General features: G+C 34.6%; 18 protein-coding genes, 1 pseudogene and 1 other annotated feature. Of the genes and pseudogenes, 15 read left to right on the top strand and 4 right to left on the bottom strand.

Annotation, left to right across the window (positions count from 1 at the left end; all coding sequences use genetic code 11):
- The first annotated feature begins 9 nt into the window (after positions 1-9).
- The 3 genes from NSS74_RS14855 to NSS74_RS14845 all read left to right on the top strand — a co-directional run bounded on the left by NSS74_RS14855 (position 10) and on the right by NSS74_RS14845 (position 4638).
- A complete protein-coding gene (locus tag NSS74_RS14855; protein WP_340813866.1) occupies positions 10-1758 on the top strand; it encodes an MFS transporter in 1749 nt (582 codons plus the stop codon).
- A 257-nt stretch (positions 1759-2015) separates the two neighbouring features.
- Positions 2016-3200 carry a hypothetical protein gene (locus NSS74_RS14850; RefSeq protein WP_002141255.1) on the top strand — a complete coding sequence of 395 codons (1185 nt, stop codon included), beginning with the start codon at positions 2016-2018 and terminating at the stop codon, positions 3198-3200.
- 169 nt (positions 3201-3369) lie between these two features.
- Positions 3370-4638 carry an MFS transporter gene (locus NSS74_RS14845; protein WP_340813863.1) on the top strand — a complete coding sequence of 423 codons (1269 nt, stop codon included), beginning with the start codon at positions 3370-3372 and terminating at the stop codon, positions 4636-4638.
- 232 nt (positions 4639-4870) lie between these two features.
- Here NSS74_RS14845 and NSS74_RS14835 read toward each other — a convergent pair.
- Positions 4871-4948 (bottom strand): annotated as a pseudogene (locus NSS74_RS14835) (3-oxoacyl-ACP synthase); the annotation flags it as partial.
- Between the two features lie 181 nt (positions 4949-5129).
- On the opposite strand from NSS74_RS14835, the gene NSS74_RS14830 reads away from it, so the two are divergent.
- The 6 genes from NSS74_RS14830 to NSS74_RS14805 all read left to right on the top strand — a co-directional run bounded on the left by NSS74_RS14830 (position 5130) and on the right by NSS74_RS14805 (position 11391).
- The gene (locus tag NSS74_RS14830; RefSeq protein ID WP_002141259.1) at positions 5130-5681 is read left to right on the top strand and encodes a cobalt transporter CbiN; all 552 of its coding nucleotides are present in this window, start codon (positions 5130-5132) and stop codon (positions 5679-5681) included.
- Between the two features lie 480 nt (positions 5682-6161).
- Positions 6162-7421 carry a GTPase HflX gene (hflX, locus tag NSS74_RS14825; protein WP_002012171.1) on the top strand — a complete coding sequence of 420 codons (1260 nt, stop codon included), beginning with the start codon at positions 6162-6164 and terminating at the stop codon, positions 7419-7421.
- Positions 7422-7711: 290 nt separating this feature from the next.
- On the top strand, positions 7712-8923 hold the full coding sequence (locus NSS74_RS14820; protein ID WP_002012170.1) for an MFS transporter: 1212 nt from the start codon (positions 7712-7714) through the stop codon (positions 8921-8923).
- Positions 8924-8933: 10 nt separating this feature from the next.
- Positions 8934-9851 (top strand): cysteine synthase A, encoded by a 918-nt coding sequence (gene cysK, locus NSS74_RS14815; RefSeq protein ID WP_002012169.1) that lies wholly within the window; start codon positions 8934-8936, stop codon positions 9849-9851.
- A gap of 94 nt (positions 9852-9945) precedes the next feature.
- Positions 9946-10458 (top strand): GNAT family N-acetyltransferase, encoded by a 513-nt coding sequence (locus NSS74_RS14810; RefSeq protein ID WP_033708989.1) that lies wholly within the window; start codon positions 9946-9948, stop codon positions 10456-10458.
- 108 nt (positions 10459-10566) lie between these two features.
- The gene (locus NSS74_RS14805) at positions 10567-11391 is read left to right on the top strand and encodes a DUF4037 domain-containing protein (RefSeq protein ID WP_002141262.1); all 825 of its coding nucleotides are present in this window, start codon (positions 10567-10569) and stop codon (positions 11389-11391) included.
- Positions 11392-11432: 41 nt separating this feature from the next.
- On the opposite strand, the gene NSS74_RS14800 is transcribed toward NSS74_RS14805, so the two are convergent.
- Positions 11433-13067 (bottom strand): putative polysaccharide biosynthesis protein, encoded by a 1635-nt coding sequence (locus NSS74_RS14800; protein WP_002141263.1) that lies wholly within the window; start codon positions 13065-13067, stop codon positions 11433-11435.
- A gap of 220 nt (positions 13068-13287) precedes the next feature.
- Positions 13288-13510, top strand: a binding site (T-box leader).
- Between the two features lie 298 nt (positions 13511-13808).
- Between NSS74_RS14800 and NSS74_RS14795 the strand changes: the two genes are divergently transcribed.
- Positions 13809-15152, top strand: coding sequence for a sodium-dependent transporter (locus tag NSS74_RS14795; protein ID WP_002012165.1), 1344 nt, complete (start codon positions 13809-13811; stop codon positions 15150-15152).
- A 190-nt stretch (positions 15153-15342) separates the two neighbouring features.
- Here NSS74_RS14795 and NSS74_RS14790 read toward each other — a convergent pair whose 3' ends face one another.
- Positions 15343-16047 carry a polysaccharide deacetylase family protein gene (locus NSS74_RS14790; protein ID WP_002141264.1) on the bottom strand — a complete coding sequence of 235 codons (705 nt, stop codon included), beginning with the start codon at positions 16045-16047 and terminating at the stop codon, positions 15343-15345.
- Positions 16048-16373: 326 nt separating this feature from the next.
- Here NSS74_RS14790 and NSS74_RS14785 point away from each other — a divergent pair, with 326 nt between their 5' ends.
- From NSS74_RS14785 to NSS74_RS14765, 5 genes are all read left to right on the top strand, one after another.
- Positions 16374-16637, top strand: a complete 264-nt coding sequence (locus NSS74_RS14785; RefSeq protein ID WP_002012161.1) for a CD3324 family protein — start codon at positions 16374-16376, stop codon at positions 16635-16637.
- Positions 16638-16792: 155 nt separating this feature from the next.
- Complete coding sequence (locus NSS74_RS14780; protein ID WP_002126773.1) at positions 16793-17479, top strand: DUF421 domain-containing protein; 687 nt, start codon at positions 16793-16795, stop codon at positions 17477-17479.
- 110 nt (positions 17480-17589) lie between these two features.
- Positions 17590-18231, top strand: coding sequence for a FusB/FusC family EF-G-binding protein (locus NSS74_RS14775; RefSeq protein WP_002012159.1), 642 nt, complete (start codon positions 17590-17592; stop codon positions 18229-18231).
- Positions 18232-18395: 164 nt separating this feature from the next.
- Positions 18396-19292, top strand: a complete 897-nt coding sequence (locus NSS74_RS14770) for an RCC1 domain-containing protein (RefSeq protein WP_002141266.1) — start codon at positions 18396-18398, stop codon at positions 19290-19292.
- Positions 19293-19520: 228 nt separating this feature from the next.
- Positions 19521-19721, top strand: coding sequence for a hypothetical protein (locus tag NSS74_RS14765; RefSeq protein ID WP_002141267.1), 201 nt, complete (start codon positions 19521-19523; stop codon positions 19719-19721).
- Positions 19722-19887: 166 nt separating this feature from the next.
- On the opposite strand, the gene msrA is transcribed toward NSS74_RS14765, so the two are convergent.
- Positions 19888-20421, bottom strand: coding sequence for a peptide-methionine (S)-S-oxide reductase MsrA (gene msrA / locus NSS74_RS14760; RefSeq protein ID WP_002031203.1), 534 nt, complete (start codon positions 20419-20421; stop codon positions 19888-19890).
- Between the last annotated feature and the right edge of the window lie 19 nt (positions 20422-20440).

Genomic DNA, 20440 nt, shown 5'->3' with positions numbered 1-20440 from the left:
TAGATTAACATGGAGCAGTCAAAGGGTATTAAGATTGTCTTTTTAATGTGCTTAGGTATTTTTCTTTGTATGATTGATACAACGATTATGAATATAGCTTTACCAGCAATACAATCGAGTGTAAATACTTCATTAGAGAAGATGTCTTGGGTATTAAATGTTTATACAATGACGATTGCAGTACTCGCAATCCCGCTAGGACGGATAGCTGATATTTTTGGGAAAGCAAAGGTGTATATTCTCGGTTTAATTATTTTTGGTGGTGGATCAGTGCTTTGTGCTTTTGCTAATACAGGTGACTTCCTTATTTTTTCTCGTTTTATACAAAGTGTTGGAGCAGCAATTTTATTTCCGACAAGTATGGTAATTGGTGTATCAGCTATGCCGTTAGCAAAGAGGCATGTTGCACTTGCTATTTTAGGAGTAACGCAAGGATTGTCAGCTGCACTTGGTCCGGTAATAGGCGGAATTATTACGCAAAATGTAGGGTGGAGATGGGTGTTCTTCGTCAATGTTCCGATTTGTATTCTTGGAATCATTTTATGCTGTATTATGTTACAAGTAAAAAATGAAGAACGTATTATTTCAAAAATTGATTGGATTGGACTCATATTAAGTAGTTTAGCGATTTTTTCTTTTACTCTCGTATTAGTGAAAGGCAATACGTGGGGATGGCAAAGTAATATCGCTTGGTCTTGTTATGCAATTAGCACTATTTCTCTTATTCTATTTGTTTTAGTGGAACGAAAGATTCATAATCCGATGGTGAATTTAAAATTATTTAAAGATCGAATGTTTGTAGGGGCATCTATCGTTGTTATATTAAGTAATTTATTTTTAATTGGAGTAACTGTATTACTTCCAACATTCTTGACAAAAATACAATACCGAACGGAAATTGAAGCTGCTTTTTTAGTGACACCTATTTCAGCGATGATATTTTTTGTCTCACCAGTTGCAGCAACTTTAATTAAAAAATTTGGAAAAGTAACTATTATTTTGTCAGGGTTTCTTGTTATGGGCCTATCCTACTATTGGTTGCAAATGATTGACGTCAATTCAACAAATATAGAAATTATTATTCCGTGTATGATATTAGGTGTTGGATATGGTTTAGTAGTGGGACCAATTACAGTTTTAAGTGCATCTTCGTTTGAAGGAGAATTATTAACTGCTTCTCAAAGTGTTGTATCAATGTTGCGGCAAGTAGGGATTGTATTAGCGGTTGCAATATTTGTATCTAATTTAACTCACAACTTATCTTTAAATAAAGAGAATGTATATCGTTATGCAGAAGAAAAAGTGCGTAATATTCATGTGAATAGTGCTCAGCAAGCTGAGATATTACAGGTAACAAAAGAAAAAATAGAGAAACAAAGTATAGAAACAAATGTAGAAAAGAAACAAAATGAAACATTGGTGGGATTAAGTAAAGAGAAAAAAGACGAACTAATTCACCAAAAAGTGGATGAAGTATTAAGTGGTGTTCCAGTAGAATATAGAGATATAAAAAGAGAAGAAATTACGAATCAAGTAACAAAAGAAGTTGAAAAACAAGAGGAGAGTATAAAGAAAGAAGTACTTGTATTTTCAAAAGATGTAAGTCGGTATGCCAAAAATAAGATGGCTATGAGTTTTACTGATTTATATAAAGCGAGTGTTCCAGTTATTTTAATTTGTGCTTTAGTAAGTTTGTTATTTTGGGAAGGGAAAGCTTTAAGTAACAGAAGAGACAAACGAATAGCAGGGGAAGTGTAAAGAAAAACAGGCTATAATTAGCCTGTTTTTCTTTACACTAGTATGGAAGATCTGGGTTTAGTTCATTAAACTTATTACTACAATGTCTTTTATTATTAAAACCAGCAAAATCAATTCCGACGTAATTTAAAATTGAAGTGTTATTTTCAATTTCATCAATATGTTCTAAATTTCTTAAATAACTGGGAGATGACAATTGAAAAATAGTATGATTTGATATTAAGATTGTTAAAAAGAGAATGTGTAAAGGAGTTAATATGAGATTTCTAATTAAATATAAAGATTTGAAAAGTAAGGAGGAAAAAAATAAAACCTTAAATGTACTTGATACATTTTTAAACGAACACTTAATTGATAAATATCATGGACAAACCTTCGATACAATTCTGGTCAGATTTATTAATAATTCACCTGTAACACGGAAATTAAAAAATAAATCTCTTTATAAAATAATAGCTGAGATTGAATTAATAGAGGACTTTAAAAGTAGTAATAAATTAAATTTTGAGGAATTTCAAATAGCGTTATTAAAAATAGAAGAAGCAATAAAAAAAGTTCGGCATATTAGGTTGAAAGAACCTTTAGATTATAAAGAGAATGAGCTTTTAAATGATTATTATAAAGCAATTGAAAAAGCACCGAAAAATTTGGAAGAGCTAAAGGATTATGCTCGAGAAGAAGAAAAAAAGAAATTTTATAATAATGCAAAACGAAGTGATTGTTTAATCTATAAGTATAAAACTAATCCAACGGAATTGAACAGAAATATAGTTGGTATTCGGATATATGACCAACTTGAAAATGGAATATTAGCACCTTTTGATTATATCTATTCGGAGTTATTTAGTAATTTGCTGAGGCGTGCCGAGGTGAAACTTCCAAATTACAGTGAAATATACGTTAATATTGGCGAAACAATAGAAGATGCAAAACAAGAAATATCATTAGAAACATGGCATAAATACACATATGCTACATTGAATATATCTAAGTATACATGTAGCGACAAATATGAAAAATCTCAAATGCTTTTTGAGAGTGTATGTGATGGAATGAGACTAATTGCAGAGTTTGATCATTTAGAAAAAGAGAAAATAGAAAAAGTAATTAATTATATAAAAAATAATGGAGAAGATATTGATTTAGTTTATGCAGAAAAGGAGAATAAAAACTACAGGGTTGAAGTTATTTATAAAGTTCCTAAAGATTTTAGCGATAAAGCAGAATATAGACTTAAAGTAACAGATTTAAAATCAGGGAATATAGAAATTGTTCATATTGACTTTATTGATACATATTGGGCACCCTATAGCTTTGGGGAAATATTAATAAAAAAAGAAGAAATTATTATTAAAGGCAGAGAAAGTTTCAGAGCAGAAATCTCGAGAAAACGAGATAAATTACCTTCAGAATATAGTTTTAAAATTTCAGAGATTTTTTAAGTCTATTTATTTTAGAAATACCTTCATTTCTAAAATAAGGAATGAGGGCATATTTGTATTTAAATGAGACGAATCAAAGAGAAGTAATAACTACCATAATTATTGAATATGAAACAATAATTATAGTACATTAACAATGAGAATTCATTATATAAAGTAGGTGAAAAAAATGATAGATACAGCAGATGCTTTAATAAGTAAGCGTATGTATACAGAAGAAGAGCAACAAAAATTATATAAACGAACGTTAATAATCGTAAGTATTTCACAAATGTTTGGCGGAGCGGGATTAGCTGCTGGTATTACAGTAGGTGCACTTCTTGCACAGCAAATGCTTGGGACGGATGCGTATGCAGGATTACCGGCTGCTATGTTTACAATGGGATCTGCGGTAGCCGCTTTCTTTGTTGGGAAGTTATCGCAAAAATATGGTCGCCGAATAGGACTTGCAACAGGGTTTATAGTAGGGGGACTAGGGGCTATTGGAGTTGTATTGGCTGCGTTAACAAATAGTATTATTCTATTACTAGTTTCTTTACTCATATATGGTGCGGGTACAGCGACGAATCTACAAGCTCGTTATGCTGGTACCGATTTAGCAGATAAGAAACAACGAGCAACTGCTATTAGTATTACGATGGTTATGACGACTTTTGGTGCGGTAGCTGGTCCAAATTTAGTAGGCGTAATGGGAGATTTTGCCCATTCAATTGGAATTCCTAACCTTGCTGGTCCGTTCATATTATCAGCAGCGGCATTTATACTTGCGGGTCTTGTACTTTTTGTTATGCTTCGTCCAGATCCGTTAATTATTGCTAACATAATAGAAACATATAAACAAGAACATACATATAAAGGGCAACCAGTAACAGAAGAAATGATAGAAAATAAACGTGGTGTTACTGTTGGAGCAATCGTAATGATACTTACTCAAATAGTGATGGTTGCGATTATGACGATGACGCCAGTTCATATGGGGCATCATGGTCATGGTTTAAGTGCAATAGGGCTTGTAATTGGTTTTCATGTAGGTGCAATGTATCTTCCGTCTCTCGTTACAGGAATGTTAATTGATAAAATCGGCCGAACTACGATGAGTATAGCTGGTGGAGTAATTTTACTAGCGGCGGGTGTCATAGCTGCGATAGCGCCGAGTGATTCTTTACTATTATTAATTGTTGCTCTGTCTTTACTTGGGTTAGGGTGGAACCTCGGTTTAATAAGTGGTACAGCTCAAATTGTTGATGCAACTATACCTTCTACACGTGCAAAAACACAAGGGAAAATAGATGTATTTGTTGCGTTAGCTGGAGCTTCTGGTGGAGCGATGTCAGGTATGGTAGTAGCTAATTCAAGTTATGCGACATTATCATTAGCGGGAGGGGCTGTAGCCTTACTGCTTATTCCAGTTGTGATATGGTCTCGGACAGGTAAATAAAATTCAGATAAAAGAAGCGGCGTTCAAAGGGAGATAATCAATCTTTGAATGCCGCTTTTTTGTGATCAACTAATAGTCTAACTGGAATCGTTGATATAATTTCATTTACCGTAATGTTAGTTGTATAAAAGGAAATTTCAGTTTAAATCCCACTCCACAATAAGTCCTAAATGCATACATCCATCGCCAAATCCCTACAGTAAAAGTGTATCTCCATTATTTAATTTTCCTTCTTTTCTAAATCGTTATTAGATAATATTTGATCTGGAACATAAGTACCAATTGCAGTAATACGAGATTGAGAATTCATAAGAACATCTCCTAACTTATTTTTTATAATCTGATACTAATATTAGATCGTAAAAATATTGATAAAGATTTTCTGTTTAATAAAATTAATATATTTTAATAAACGGAAAGGGATTTGAGGAGTGATATCCAAATAATATACGGAAAGCTTCTAAATTTGATAATGAAGGGGTTTGAGATTCTTGAAAAGAATCGTATATGTATTGTCTCTTGTTTTAATTTGTAGCTTTACTTATTTTATTTTACCAGAGAAATCTTATGCTTGTGATTGTACTAAAGCATCACCAGAAGAGAGGTTACAACAAAATGATGTAGTGTTTGAAGGTAAGGTATTAGAAGTTCAAGAGAAGGACGGAAGAATGAAAACATTATTTGAAGTGAAGAAAATTTGGAAAGGGACAAGTTCTTCGCAAATTATTATATATACAAGCAGTAGTAGTAGTTGTGCATTTCGTTTTGCAGAGGGAGGAGAGTACGTAGTCTTTTCTTCTTATAGGGGAGAGGAAAAGTTAGAGACATCTATCTGCAGTGGAACGAAGAGATTAGATGAGGCAGAGATTGAGAAAAATGCTTTAAGTCATATTGCAAAAGAGTCTGTTCCGACGAAGAAAGTGGATTTAAAAGATGAAATGGTAAGCGGTTTAAGTTGGTGGCAAGTAACTATCATTTCTATAGGTGTGTTATTGTTAATTGCTGTTGTTATTTTTATTGTGAGAAGAACTCGCAAAAAATGACGATTAAAGTAAAAATATAAAGATTTTCTTTCTGTTTCTATGGGTGGTTTAATCTTGTGAAAGCGAATTACTTATGCTACACTTTATGTAACTTAAAATGAACGGAGGGGCTTCCTTTGATCTTAATCAGATTACGTCTCAATACTTTGTGCCAATAATTGAATAGCGCTCAAAGGCTCTGTCTGTGTACAGAGTGAACGGGATTGGTCTGCCTATTTTAAAGGAACCCTTTATTAAGCTTATATGTGAAAAAGAGGGAGGGACGAATACGCCCTCTTTTTGTTTTGCCTTTATAAATAGAATGGGATAGTATAGGTGAACACTTGTTGGATACGTATACTATCTTGGGACTTTTTGACCATGTATAGGACGAAAGCACTGCTTTCTTCTATTTCTTTGGTGAACCCTTATCCGTTTACGAAAACACAGGCAGTGACCTGTGTTTTTTATTTTGCGTAATCGAAATGGAGGAATAAATATATGGAAGAATTATTACAAAGAGCAATATTAGTTGGAGTGAATTTAGGTAAGGAAGCTGATTTTGCATATTCGATGGAAGAGTTAGCAAATCTTACGGAAGCTTGTGATGTGGAAGTAATCGGTCAAGTGACGCAAAATTTACAACGAGTAAATCCGTCGCATTATATTGGAAAAGGGAAGATTGAAGAAGTAGCAGCGTATGTGAAAGAAGCAGATGCAAATATGGTCATCTTTAATGACGAATTATCTCCTTCACAAATTCGAAATTTAGAAGAGGATTTAGATTGTAAAGTAATTGATCGTACCATTTTAATTTTAGATATCTTTGCGCAACGTGCGAAAACGAAAGAAGCGCAGTTGCAAGTAGAAGTGGCCCATCTTCAGTACATGATGCCTCGTTTAATCGGTCTTCGTGAATCTTTAGGAAGACAAAGCGGGGGAGTTGGCACGAAAAATAAAGGTGTCGGTGAGAAGAAGTTGGAATTAGATCGTCGTAAAATTGAAGAACAAATTGCGGCTCTAAATAAAGAATTAGAAGCACTTGTTGCACAGCGCCAAACGCAGCGTAAACAACGTAAGAAAAATGAAATTCCAGTTGTGTCGTTAGTAGGATATACGAATGCAGGCAAATCAACGATAATGAATACAATGCTTGAAATTTTTAATGGTACTGTAGAGAAACAAGTATTTGAAAAAGATATGTTATTTGCGACGTTAGAGACATCTGTACGAAATATTGATTTGCCGGATAATAAATCATTTTTATTAACGGATACTGTTGGATTTGTAAGTAAGTTACCGCATCATCTTGTGAAAGCATTCCGTTCAACGCTAGAGGAAGTGGCGGAAGCAGATTTACTTATTCACGTTGTAGATTACTCAAATCCCAATTATGAGCAATTAATTGATATTACAAATGAAACGTTAAAGAAAATTGGCGTGGAAAATATCCCGACGATTTATGCATATAACAAATCAGATTTGGTAGATGTTGAAATTCCGAAAGTGCAAGAAGATCGCGTTTATCTATCTGCGAAGAAACATGTTGGAATTGAAGAGCTTGTAGAAGTAGTTCGTTCACACATTTATAAAGAGTATACGAAGTGTGAAATGTTAATTCCGTATGATCAAGGGCAGGTAGTTTCGTATTTCAACAATCATGCACACGTTTTATCTACGAGTTATGAAAACGAAGGTACGAAAATGGCACTAGAATGTAAGACGAGTGATTATGAGAAATATAAGCGTTTTTCTATTTAATAAAAAAAGGCGATCCTAATATGTTTTAGGGTCGTCTTTTTCTTCATAATTGCAAGCCTTCCCGTCGTCCTAACTTAGTATAAAAGAAAGTACAGAGAGTTCATATGAATAAATCTGATAAAACAGATAGGGAAAATTTAATATTTATGAAGTGATATTTCTGGAAAAAGAAATGAAACCAGTATAGAATAGAAATGTTTCAAAACTCAGAATTTATTCTGATTAAAGTCTAAATTTATTACACTAACTGTAATAAATATATATTTTGTACAGGAAGGAGAAATACACATATGCAGGCAGTTTCACAAAAAAATACAGTAGAAACACCGACAATATATCGAATATTATTTGCGATTAGTTTCGGACATTTTTTGAATGATTCGATGCAAGCAGTTGTGCCAGCGTTGTTTCCTATTTTGGAAAAAACGATGAATTTATCCTATATGCAAGTAGGGTGGATTGCGTTTGCGTTAAATATGACGTCATCGATTATGCAGCCGGTTTTTGGGATGTATTCAGATAAGAAGCCGTCACCATTTTTATTACCGCTTGGTATGTTTTCGAGTATGCTTGGGATGATTGGACTCGCATTTGCACCGAACTTTATAGTTGTTATTATTTCTGTTTTATTTATTGGATTAGGTTCCGCGGTCTTTCATCCGGAGGGCGCTCGTGTTGCTTACATGGCAGCCGGTGCAAAACGAGGTTTAGCACAAGCGATTTATCAAGTGGGGGGAAATACAGGGAATTCTCTAGCACCTATTTTTACAGCATTAATTTTCGTTCCGCTCGGTCAAATTGGTTCTTTAGGTTTTACAGCCTTTGCAGCAGTAGGAATTGTATTACTAATTTTCGTATCAAATTGGTATAAAAATGAATTAGCCACTGGTGCTGTAAGAAGGAAAAAGAGGGCTGCACTTGAGGCTGAAAATGCGATTGTAAGTACGCACATTAAATTTGTTATTATACTTCTTGTTTTTCTAACATTCGTACGTTCTTGGTACGGTGCTGGTATCGGGAATTTCTATCAATTTTATTTAATAGAGCATTACGGTTTATCTATAAAAAATGCACAGTATTTCGTCTTCGCTTTTATGATTGCTGGTGTATTAGGTACTTTCTTTGGTGGTCCGCTAGCGGATCGATTCGGTAAGAAAAAGATTATTGTCTTTTCGATGCTCGGTTCAGCGCCGCTTGCACTATTGTTACCTCACGTTTCTCTTATGTGGGTTGTACCGTTATTTTTATGCATTGGATTTATTAGCTCTAGTAGTTTTAGTGTAATCGTTGTATATGCACAAGAACTTGTTCCAGGGAAAGTTGGAATGGTGTCAGGATTAATTGTCGGTCTTGCGTTTGGTCTTGGAGCATTAGGTGCTGTAGTCCTTGGGAAATTAGCTGATATGTATAGTCTTCAGTTTATTATGCTATTATGTAGTGGTTTACCATTAATTGGACTTACTTCATTGTTACTGCCAAATGATAAGAAAACGATAGAATAGGGGATGCGCTATGAAATTATGTGAAAACGTTACAGAATTAATAGGAGATACACCTGTTGTCCGATTATCTAAATTTATTCCAGAGGACGCAGCGGATGTGTATGTAAAACTGGAAATGTTTAATCCGTCACGCAGTGTGAAAGATCGTGCTGCCTATAACTTAATTCATATTGCCGAGGAACACGGTCTCATTAAGCCAGGTGATACAATTATTGAACCGACAAGTGGAAATACAGGAATTGGCTTAGCGATGAATGCAGCTGCTAAAGGATATAAAGCTATTTTAATTATGCCCGATAATATGTCCAAAGAGCGTATTAATTTATTGAAAGCATACGGCGCAGAAGTAGTTTTAACACCAGCAGAACAAAGAATGCCAGGAGCAATTGCGAAGGCGGTAGAGTTACAAAAAGAAATTCCAAATAGTTTTATTCCGCAGCAATTTGAAAACCCAGCAAATCCGAATATTCATCGTTATACGACTGCACTTGAAATTTATGAACAAATGGATGGAGAACTTGATGCATTTGTAGCAACCGCAGGAACAGGTGGAACAATTACAGGGACCGGTGAAACGTTAAAAGAGAAACTACCAAACTTATATATTGCCGTAGTAGAACCGAAAGGATCACCAGTGTTATCTGGTGGTGTTCCAGGCCCTCATAAACTAGTCGGAACAAGCCCAGGGTTTATTCCGAAAAACTTAAATACAGAAGTGTATAACGAAATTATGCAAATTGCAGATGAAGAGGCATTAACTACAATGAGGAACTTGGCAAGACAAGAAGGATTACTAGTAGGGCCATCTTCAGGAGCTTCTGTTTACGCTGCGATTATGATAGCGAAGCGTTTAGGTGCTGGTAAAAAGGTTTTATGTATTGCACCTGATACAGGGGAGCGCTATTTAAGTATGGGGCTATTTGAATAAAAGTGATAGAAGCACCTTAATAGTAAGGATGAAAATCCGCTATTAAGGTGTTTCTTTTAGAAAAATAGATAATGGGTGAGTGGGGAGAATGACAATAAAGCTATTGAAACCAACATACGAATATAGCGAACAAATTATGGAGTATAGGCAGGCATTTTTACATGCAGGAGAACAACCACACGGCAGTAGCTCTTTACAAAATTTTGATTCTCTAGATGAATGGTTTGAAAAAGTGAGTATACAAGAAGTAGGAGAAAACTTACGAGCAAATCGAGTGCCATCTAGTCAGTTTTTAAGTTTTGAAAAAGGAGAACTTATCGGTTTTGTGAATATTAGACATCGATTAAATCCAGAATTATTGCTAGAAAGCGGTCATATTGGTTATAGTGTCCATCCAAATAAACGTCGCCAAGGTTATGCAACTGAGCAACTGCAACTTTCATTAGTTGAGGCGCAAAAATTAGAATTAAAGAAAGTATTAATAACTTGCGATAAATCAAATATCAGTTCGGCTAAAACAATACAAAAGGTTGGCGGTGTATTAGAAAATGAAGTAGTTTCTTCTAATTCTGGCGAAATTGTGCAGCGTTATTGGGTAGAAATTTGATTAAGTGAATTTTGAAAAACTGAAAGTGGTAAAGGGAATACAAGATGTAAAATTGAAATAGATAAATATAAAAAAAGAGAAGGGTATAGTTATAGGGGGGGAAATGAGATGGGATTAAAAGAGAAAGCGATAGAAATATCGGAGATTTATAGGCGAAATCCGAAAGTCGAAGCTATTATTTTAGCAGGCTCTGTAGCGAGAAAATTAGAAGATGAACATTCGGATATCGAATTACATATTTTATGGTCAGCATCACCTGAGGATAAAGACCGTCAAAAGCCAATCGAAACTATAGGTGGCACTATTTTGTCATATCATCCATACGAGGAAGAAGAATGGTCGGAAACGTATTTGACGAAAGAAGGAATTAAACTAGAGATTAGTAACTTTTTAACATTGACAGTAGAAAAAATTATTTCAGAAGTTATAGAGCAGTATGATACAAATTATGAGAAACAATGTATTGTATCATCGGTTCATGATGGTGTGAGTTTGTATGGAGAAGTAAAAGTACATGCTCTAAAAGATAGAGTTGAAGCATATCCAGAAGAACTGGCGAAAAGGATGATTTCAGAAAAACTTTGGTTTAGTAATCGTTGGCATAATCGAGAGGCGCTTTTAAAACGGAAAGATTGGCTTATGCTTTATGATGTTATTTGTGAAGTACAAAGGGATTTATTCGGTGTTTTATTCGGTTTGAATAGAATGTACGTGCACCATCCTGCATTTAAATGGATGGCTTATAATGTAGAGCGTATGAATATTAAACCTGAAAATCTATATGAGCGTATGGCGAATACGCTGATAGGGGAACCAGAGTATAGTGTACAGGAGTTAGAAGTGTTGATCGAAGAGGTATTACATTTAGTAGAACAATATGCCCCAAAATTAAATATTGCTGAACAACAAAAGCGCATTCAATATGCGAAGTAAAAAAACAAGAGATATAACAACGCGTTACATCTCTTGTTTTTTTATTTTACTAACTTTCCTAATACAGGTAATCGTTGAATCCTATCACCGAGAATATGCGAAGCAAGTCCACTTGTTAATACGAATAAAAGATAAACAAGTCCTCCTGCTGCGGCGCATATAAACACAATGATCAGTGATTCTACATAAGATTGTCCAGGAATAATCCAGCTTATAATTGCTCTTAATACGATCACAACAGCAGACATTGCTGCGGAGTAAATCGTAATAAGAAATACTGTTTTTGCTGTTTCGCCAATTTTAAATTTCGCAAACTTAACGATGCAGTACAACATAATAATATTTGAAACGAGATATCCAAGAATTGTTCCAAGTACAGCACCATGTCCACCGAATAAATGTAAGAGCGGTGTGTTCACCACAATTTTAACGAGAATACCGGCTGAGAATGCAATCATTGTTTTTCTTTGATAATCAATTCCTTGTAATATAGCGGCTGAAACTGTGAAAATTGCACTTAATACAGCAGAAGGTGCAAATGAAATTAAATATTGTGATCCACCAAGTGCAATTTCAGGATTTACATAAACCATGCGGAATGCATCGTAAGCGATACTAGCAAGACCGAATGCGGCTGGGATAGTGAAGAATAACAACACTTGAAATATCTTTGAAATTTGTCCTTGTAATTCATCTAGCTTCCCGCTTGTAAATGATTTCGTTATAGCCGGAATAATTGTTAATGAGAATCCAGTTGCAAGTGAAGCCGGAATCATAATTAACTTTTGGGCATAGTTCGTTATATAAGCGAAAACTGCATTCGCGGTTTCTAAAGGTTCTCCCATTGCTCTAAGGACATCAGCTACGGTATATTGATCTACTAACGTATAGAGCGGGATTGCAATGCCTACAAATACAATTGGAATTGCATAACGTAGTAATTCCATATAAATACTTCTTAACGGAATGTTTGATGATCTCGTTTTCAGCTCACCTTCAGGAGGTTTTAATCCATTATATTTTTTCCAGTACATCATTAAAATAGAGACGCTTGCAAGTGCCCCGATAACAGCACCAAATGTAGCAACTGCAACAGAAGAAGCTACTGAACCTCCTAATAGTTTTGAGACGATAAAACTACCAACTAAAATGAAAACGACACGTGCGATTTGTTCTACGACTTGAGAAACAGCACTTGGTTTCATATGTTGAAAACCTTGGAAATAACCACGTGTAACACTCATAGCTGGTACGATAATAAGCGCGAAGCTTAATGCTCGCATTGTAAGTGTTACGTCTGCGATAAATTGTGGATCTGGTGTTTTCGAGCGAATAATAAATTGTGATATGTACGGTGCTCCAATAAATAAAGTTAAAAATCCTAAAAAGCCCATAAACATCATTAATTTTACGCTCGAGTTATACAATTTTTTACTTGTACTATAATCACCAAGTGCATTATGTTTTGCAACAAATTTTGAGACGGCAATAGGAATACCAGCTGTTGAAAAGCTTAATAAAATACCGTACCAAGAGTATGCGTATCCATATAAAGCGACCCCTTGCGTTCCAACTAATAATTGAAAGGGGAAAAAGTATATAAAACCTAAAATTCGTGAAATCATTGTTGCACCACTTAATAAAGCGGTACCTTTTAAAACTTTTGAAGTAGACAAAATTCTTTCCTCCTACTCGTGTTGTCTTGCATTTATCGTATACTACTATAAACCTGCTAGAGAAGTTAATACAGTATAAACCATAAATGTTCTAATACTATTCATACAAAAGTCATATTTTGAATTTTTAAATAGAATGTAATGCATAAAATTTCAAAATATAAGTTGACACTATTTTTAATGTATGATAAAAATGATAGTAATCAATTCGGAAAATAATATTTGGGCAATGAAAGGGTATAGTAGTGAATATCTCCCTATTTCAGAGAGCTGATGGTTGGTGTGAATCAGTATATAGATTATTCATGAAGTTCGTCCTGGAGCATCTTTCATAAATCTCATGTTTTGAGGAAATGAAAGACGGTAGTTTATACCGTTATCAAATAAAGTGGTGAAGATTGTTTCACAACTAGGGTGGTACCGCGATATTTATCGTCCCTACGTATTTACGTAGGGACGTTTTTTATTTAGGTCCTAATTTTGGTGTGGCTTCATAACTAGGGTGGTACCGCGATATTTTATCGTCCCTACGTATTTGCGTAGGGACGTTTTTTATTTAGGTCCTAACTTTGGTGTATCTTCACAACTAGGGTGGTACCGCGATATTTTTGTCGTCCCTACGTATTTACGTAGGGACGTTTTTTATTAGGGAGGAAGTGAACGTATTAGAAAAGAGTATGGATAGAACAATATAAATACCGGATTGTAAAACAGAAAAAGATAAAGAGAGGAGATTAACAAATGAATTCACAGCAATGGACATCGAAATTAGGTTTCGTATTAGCTGCAGCAGGTTCAGCGATTGGTCTTGGAGCGATTTGGAAGTTCCCGTATATGGCCGGAATTGGAGGAGGCGGCGCGTTCTTCCTTATTTTCATCGGTTTCACATTATTAATTGGTTTACCGCTATTATTAGCTGAATTCGTTATCGGAAGAAGTACACAAAAAGAGGCCGTTGATGCATATAGAGAAATCGCACCAAAAACATTATGGCCATGGTTAGGGAAGTTAGGGATTGTAACATGTTTCATATTACTTTCTTTCTACAGTGTTGTAGGAGGATGGATTATATTATACTTATGGAATGCAATTACAGGTAGACTATGGGAAGGAAATGGAGCATACGAAGCTACGTTTGGTGAAATCATTTCCAATCCGTATTTAGCAGTTGGATCACAGCTATTATTCATCCTTATTACTATTTTTATCGTAAGTAAAGGTGTACAAAATGGTGTTGAAAAAGTAAATAAATATTTCATGCCAGCATTATTCGTTTTATTCTTTGTATTAATTGTTCGTGCACTTACGTTAGATGGTGCTGGAGAAGGAGTTCGATTCTTCTTACAACCTGATTTCTCAAACGTAACATCAGAAATCATTTTATATGCAATGGGGCAATCGTTCTTTTCGTTATCTGTCGGGGTAGCCGTTATGGTAACGTATAGTTCGTACTTACCGAAAGAAGAAAGCTTACCACGTTCAGCATTTTCTATCGTAGCTTTAACGCTTGTGATTACATTACTTGCAGGGCTTGCAATTTTCCCAGTAGTGTTCGCATTTGGGATGGAACCATCTCAAGGACCAGGGCTATTATTTATCGTACTGCCAGCTATTTTCAGTAAAATGGCGTTCGGGAAGTTATTCTTCATTGTTTTCTTATTACTATTCTTCTTTGCTACTATTACATCAGCAATTTCGATGTTAGAAATTAGTGTTGCGTCTTTAACAACTAAAGGTAAAAGTAAAGGGAAACGTGAAAAAATGGCATTAATTGTTGGCTTGTTAATCTTTGTTGTAGGGGTTCCATCAGCCTTATCATTCGGTTTGTTAAGTGATGTGAAACCATTTGGGAAAACAATTTTTGATTTAGCAGACTATGCGGTTAGTAACATATTAATGCCGCTTGGTGTTTTATTAGTTTCTATCTTTGTTCCGTTGAAAATGAAGAAAGATGTATTAATGAAAGAGCTTGGTGTAAGTAAAAATAAAGGCTATAAACTATTCGTATTATGGTTATTCTTACTTCGCTATATTGCACCAATTGCGATTATTATCGTATTCCTAAATGTGCTTGGAATTATATAAAAGAAAGGTAGCGTATCGAGATATGATACGCTACCTTTTTATCCCGTATTAACGGGCAGTAAGACCCCCGCCTCAAAACTCAGCGAAAGCGAAGAATTTAGGTGGGGGATCAACTGCCCGTAAAAGCCCGATTGGTTCAACTAATAATCAGTGGGGGCTGGACAAAGCCCCCACTGATTAAAGTTTCACTTTATTTTGCTCTTTTTTGTAATTCGTTTACTGTTACGAACTGATAGCCCTTTTTAGATAAAGAGTCTAAAATACCTTCAATAGTTTGCAGATTTTCATTAGATTCATCGTACATAGGGTGCAATAAAATGATAGAACCTGGTTTTACATTTTTACTAACATATTCAATTTTATCAGCTGTAGATGTATAAAAAGTATCAGGTTCAAGGTCCCATGTGATTGTTTCGATATTGTTTTTATTTAAATAATAGGGCAGACCAATTAGCTTTTTACCGTTAGGTGGTCTAAAATCAATTTTATCTGTATATCCTGTTTGACGGATTATCGAGTTCGTTTTTTCTATTTCTTCTTTAATAAAAGAAGGAGTTTTGAAAACCATTCTGTTATGAGAGTATGTATGGTTTCCAATTTGGTGTCCAGATTGTACGATATCTTCTCCTAACGATAGGTTTTTCTCTAGTTCATTTCCGATTAAAAAGAAAGTAGCTTTTGCATTGTATCGATCTAGTAGCGGTAATATTTGTTTTACATTGTTAGTAGGACCATCATCAAAAGTTAAAGCAATCACTTTTTCATTTGTTTCTACTCGGTTTGTTAAACCTTCAAACAATTGAAAACTTCTTGTGTTCATCAATTTGTATGTTCCGAATAATGCTACAGTAATAATGAATAATGTAACGATTGTAATGATTATATTCTTTTTCATAACGCAACCTCACTATACTTTTGGATGGGACTAAAAAGTATTATATCAAACTAAGTAACTTCGTGCTTTAAAAAGGATGTGGATGCAAGGGGAAGAAATTTATCATATAATAAAATGCAAAAGGTATATTAGGAGGTGTTTATATGGCGATTATAATTCAATTGCCAGACACTGCAGCGTCTCATGCAAAGCCAAGTATGGAAATGGCGATACTTTGCGTGGGGTAGACAAGTAATATACAATCGCCTAAATGAGCTCGTATCATTTTTTATATTTGGCTTTGCACCTTATTGAAATGAACCATAAAAAATAAGGGGCGAGCAGAAATGAAATACGTTAAAGCTGCGACGGTTTTACCAGAAAGTTTAATTGCTGAAATTCAAAAGTATATACAAGGTGAAACAATTTACATTCCAAAACAAGAAACAAAACATTATAAATGGGGTACACAATCTGGAGGAAGAAAACAACTAGATGAAAGAAACAAAGCTATTAAAGAAGCGTTTAAAAGTGGAATTTCCATTCATCAACTTGCGGAGGAGCATTTTCTTTCCGGAGAAACGATTAAAAAGATTGTGTATTCTAAATGAAAATAAAAGAGTCTAGTTCAATTATTAAATTGAACTAGACTCTTTTTGTTTTGTATCTATTGGATATGAATGGGCAAGATAATAGAAAAAATGTGCCGGCTTTTTACTAAATAGAATATAGAGCATTTGAGTGAAAAGCAGAAAGGTGAGCATATATGAATCATCTAGGACAAATAACGATAGAACTATTTTTTGGTTTTTTTGTGCTATTGATTGCTACTAAAATATTAGGGAAGACACAAATATCTCAGTTAACGCCATTTGATTTTATTTCTGCCATAGTTCTCGGAGAATTAGTAGGAAATACTATATATGATCCGGAAATAAAAGTATGGTCTATTTTATATGCAGTACTTGTATGGGTAGTGTTAATTTATACAATAGAAGTGATAACGCAAAAATTTAGGGGGACGAGAAGTTTTTTTGAAGGCTCTCCGTCAATCATTATCCGTAATGGATATATTGACCGGGAACAACTAAGTTCAAATCATTTGGATATTAATCAACTACAACAAATGCTAAGACAACAAAAAGATATATTTTCAATCCGAGAAGTTGAATATATGATTTTGGAACCTAATGGAAACATAAGTGTTCTGAAGAAAAGCAAATATGAATCTCCTACTATAAATGATTTAAGTTTAAAACATAAACCTGTATACTTACCGATTTCATTAATTAGTGATGGAAAAGTAGTGAAAGATAATTTGAGGGAAGCAGGTTTTGATGAAGGATGGCTTTATAAACAAATAAAGCAAAAAGGGATTACTAAATTTGAAGATGTATTATATGCAGAATGGAAAACAGATGATGGTTTCTTTTGTCAGGAAATGCCTCGGTAGAACATAGTCAGAGTATGTAATGTTCATTTCTAAGTTATCTTTTACATATCAAAAAGCTGAATCATTGTATACAATAAGACTAGATCAACAATTTGTATGGAGTGATAAAGATGGAAGCTTTTATTAGAAGTGATCAATATAATTTTATAAAGTCACAAGCTTATATTTTAGCAAATGGGCACGCAACGGCAAATGATAGAGGTGTAATTCAAGCATTAAAATCACTTGCGATTGAAAAAATAATACATGTATTTGAAAATTTAACAGATGAACAGAAAGAGTTAATTGATACGGTATTAACAGTTCAAAATAGAGAAGATGCAGAATCGTTTTTACTGAAAATAAATCCGTATGTCATTCCGTTTCAGGAAGTTACAGCGCAAACATTAAAAAAATTATTTCCTAAAGCGAAAAAATTAAAACTTCCTGATATGGAAGAACTGGACATGAAAGAATTATCTTATTTAAGCTGGATTGATAAAGGGTCAAGCAGGAAATTTATTATAGCGAAAAATGATAAAAATAAGTTTGTTGGTCTGCAAGGAACGTTCCAAAGTTTAAATAAAAAGAGCATTTGTTCATTATGTCATGGACATGAAGAAGTAGGGATGTTTTTAGTTGAAATTAAAGGTAATATACCAGGAACTTTCGTGAAAAAGGGAAACTATATTTGCAAAGATGGTGTAGCTTGTAATCAGAATATGAAATCACTTGATAAATTGAACGATTTTATTGAACGATTGAAGAAATAAAGAAGGAACCTCTAGTATTTAAACTAGAGGTTTTTATTTTTTGAAGAAGTAATAATAGGCTTCTTTTGTAGCTGTAAATTTATAAAAAAAGTCGGGTCATTTATAATGAAATTAGATAAAAATATCTATTTGGATACAGTTGCTCATATACAAGGAGGTAAAACATGAATTACATTTCACCGAAAAAAGAAATGTTAAAAGCGAAACGGTGGCCTAAAGATACGATAGCGGCAGGTCGTGGTCATACCGTTGCTCTTAAATTGGATGGCACGGTGGTAGCAGTGGGGCGAAATAAAGAAGGAGAATGCAATGTAAGCAGCTGGTGTGATATTGAAGCAGTCGCAGCGGGTAATGTTCATATGGCGACGAACACGGGTAATGCACATACAATCGGTCTTGCATGTGACAGTACTGTGGTAGCGGTGGGTTGGAATAAGCATGAACAATGTGATGTGAATGATTGGCATAATGTTGTAGCGGTTGCGGCAGGGTGGCGTCGTACCATTGGCCTTAAACCGGATGGCACAGTAATAGCAGTGGGGCGAAATAAAGAAGGAGAATGTAATATAAGTAGCTGGAGAGATATTGTGGCGGTCACGGCGGGTGACTGGCATACAGTCGGTCTTAAAATAGACGGCACAGTGACGACTGTGGGTAATAATCGATATGGCCAATGCAATGTAAGTGGATGGCGTGGTATGGTGGAGTTGGCGACAGGTTATCTTCATACTGTTGGTTTGAAATCGGATGGCAAAGTGATGGCAGTGGGTAATAATAAACTTGGTCAATGTGATGTAGGCAGCTGGAAAGATATTATGGCAATAGCAGCTGGTACGAATCATACAATCGGACTTAAATCAGACGGTACCGTGGTGGCAGTCGGCTGGAATGAGTATGGTCAATGTAATGTAAGCGATTGGCGTGATATTGTAGCGATAGCGGCGGGTTGTGCGCATACGGTCGGTCTGAAATTAGATGGCACGGTGGTAGCAGTAGGTGATAATACATACGGTCAATGCGATGTAGGTAGTTGGCGCAGTATCCAATTGCCCGGTAAATAGTTTTTAATAACTATTTGTTGATAGATAATTTACAATAAATCACCAGTAATATTATTCTATTTTATGAGTAATTATGGAATAGGATATGTAGATAAGAATCCCTTTTTAAAAGAGGTTCTTATTCTTTTTCCGTAAAATGAGTGTCTAAATGGAATTTTTGAACAAACTTTATTTCAAAGCTACAGTAGAAAGTATAAATTACAAATAAAGCATAGGAGAGCTGAAGAAATGCTTAAAAAGTTTTTGCTTTCTTTACCGGATGTTTTACTTGTATGCATTGTTATCTACATAACATACACAACTACTCTTAGTTTTGTACAGATGTTAGTAATTTCAATTGCAATCGGAATCGTCGGTGGTTTTGTTATAAGAATTTGTAAGGATGTATTCACGTATATAAGGTGGACAATTAAACAGAGGAAATCTTGAATACGTTGTATTGCTATTAGGAGGAGAGGAAATGACTAAGAAAAAAAGTAGAGTGAAAAATGAAATAGCACTTTGGACATTAACAGCGGTTGTTCTCATCATTGTATGGTACTTTTTTCAAAGATAAAAATGCATCGTACTTAAAAGGTACGATGCATTTTTATTATTATTTTTGCCAATTTTCTTTTATAAAGTCTTCACGGCCAGATTCTTTTTGCTCAGTAGCATATTTCTCTGGATTCTTTTTATAGAAATGCTGGTGGTATTCCTCTGCTTCATAAAAAGGTGCAGCTGAGCGAATTTCAGTCACAATAGGACCTTTAAACATACCGCTTTCTGCTAGAGTTTGCTTTGATTTTTCTGCAAGCTCTTTTTGTGTTTCATTATGATAAAAAATTGCTGTGCGGTAAGATGGACCACGATCGAAAAATTGTCCGCCGTCATCAGTTGGATCAATTTGTGGCCAATATAAATCTAGTAATTTTTGATAAGGAAAAATAGAAGGATCGAATGTAATTTGTACAACTTCTAAATGTCCAGATGTTCCAGTTTTTACTTGTTCGTATGTTGGGTTTTCTACATGACCACCTGCATAGCCGGAAAGTACTTTTTGAATACCGGGAAGCTCATCAAATGGTTTTACCATGCACCAAAAACAACCGCCTGCGAAGGTTGCCAGTTCGTATGCTTTTTCAGACATTGCTGTAATCCTCCTAAAT

The sequence above is a fragment of the Bacillus sp. FSL E2-8868 genome, assembly GCF_038005505.1.
In the GTDB taxonomy this organism is placed as follows: Bacteria; Bacillota; Bacilli; order Bacillales; family Bacillaceae_G; genus Bacillus_A; species Bacillus_A mycoides.
This window is presented reverse-complemented; position numbering and strand designations above follow the sequence as displayed.

What these genes read in the sequence shown, in the direction of transcription:
- NSS74_RS14785 (WP_002012161.1), top strand. Translation starts at nt 16,374, where the DNA reads ATGAAATACGTTAAAGCTGCGACGGTTTTACCAGAAAGTTTAATTGCT.
- NSS74_RS14765 (WP_002141267.1), top strand. Translation starts at nt 19,521, where the DNA reads ATGCTTAAAAAGTTTTTGCTTTCTTTACCGGATGTTTTACTTGTATGC.
- NSS74_RS14820 (WP_002012170.1), top strand. Translation starts at nt 7,712, where the DNA reads ATGCAGGCAGTTTCACAAAAAAATACAGTAGAAACACCGACAATATAT.
- NSS74_RS14775 (WP_002012159.1), top strand. Translation starts at nt 17,590, where the DNA reads ATGGAAGCTTTTATTAGAAGTGATCAATATAATTTTATAAAGTCACAA.
- NSS74_RS14805 (WP_002141262.1), top strand. Translation starts at nt 10,567, where the DNA reads ATGGGATTAAAAGAGAAAGCGATAGAAATATCGGAGATTTATAGGCGA.
- NSS74_RS14845 (WP_340813863.1), top strand. Translation starts at nt 3,370, where the DNA reads ATGATAGATACAGCAGATGCTTTAATAAGTAAGCGTATGTATACAGAA.
- NSS74_RS14770 (WP_002141266.1), top strand. Translation starts at nt 18,396, where the DNA reads ATGAATTACATTTCACCGAAAAAAGAAATGTTAAAAGCGAAACGGTGG.
- msrA (WP_002031203.1), bottom strand. Translation starts at nt 20,421, where the DNA reads ATGTCTGAAAAAGCATACGAACTGGCAACCTTCGCAGGCGGTTGTTTT.
- NSS74_RS14780 (WP_002126773.1), top strand. Translation starts at nt 16,793, where the DNA reads ATGAATCATCTAGGACAAATAACGATAGAACTATTTTTTGGTTTTTTT.
- NSS74_RS14795 (WP_002012165.1), top strand. Translation starts at nt 13,809, where the DNA reads ATGAATTCACAGCAATGGACATCGAAATTAGGTTTCGTATTAGCTGCA.
- NSS74_RS14855 (WP_340813866.1), top strand. Translation starts at nt 10, where the DNA reads ATGGAGCAGTCAAAGGGTATTAAGATTGTCTTTTTAATGTGCTTAGGT.
- NSS74_RS14850 (WP_002141255.1), top strand. Translation starts at nt 2,016, where the DNA reads ATGAGATTTCTAATTAAATATAAAGATTTGAAAAGTAAGGAGGAAAAA.
- cysK (WP_002012169.1), top strand. Translation starts at nt 8,934, where the DNA reads ATGAAATTATGTGAAAACGTTACAGAATTAATAGGAGATACACCTGTT.
- hflX (WP_002012171.1), top strand. Translation starts at nt 6,162, where the DNA reads ATGGAAGAATTATTACAAAGAGCAATATTAGTTGGAGTGAATTTAGGT.
- NSS74_RS14790 (WP_002141264.1), bottom strand. Translation starts at nt 16,047, where the DNA reads ATGAAAAAGAATATAATCATTACAATCGTTACATTATTCATTATTACT.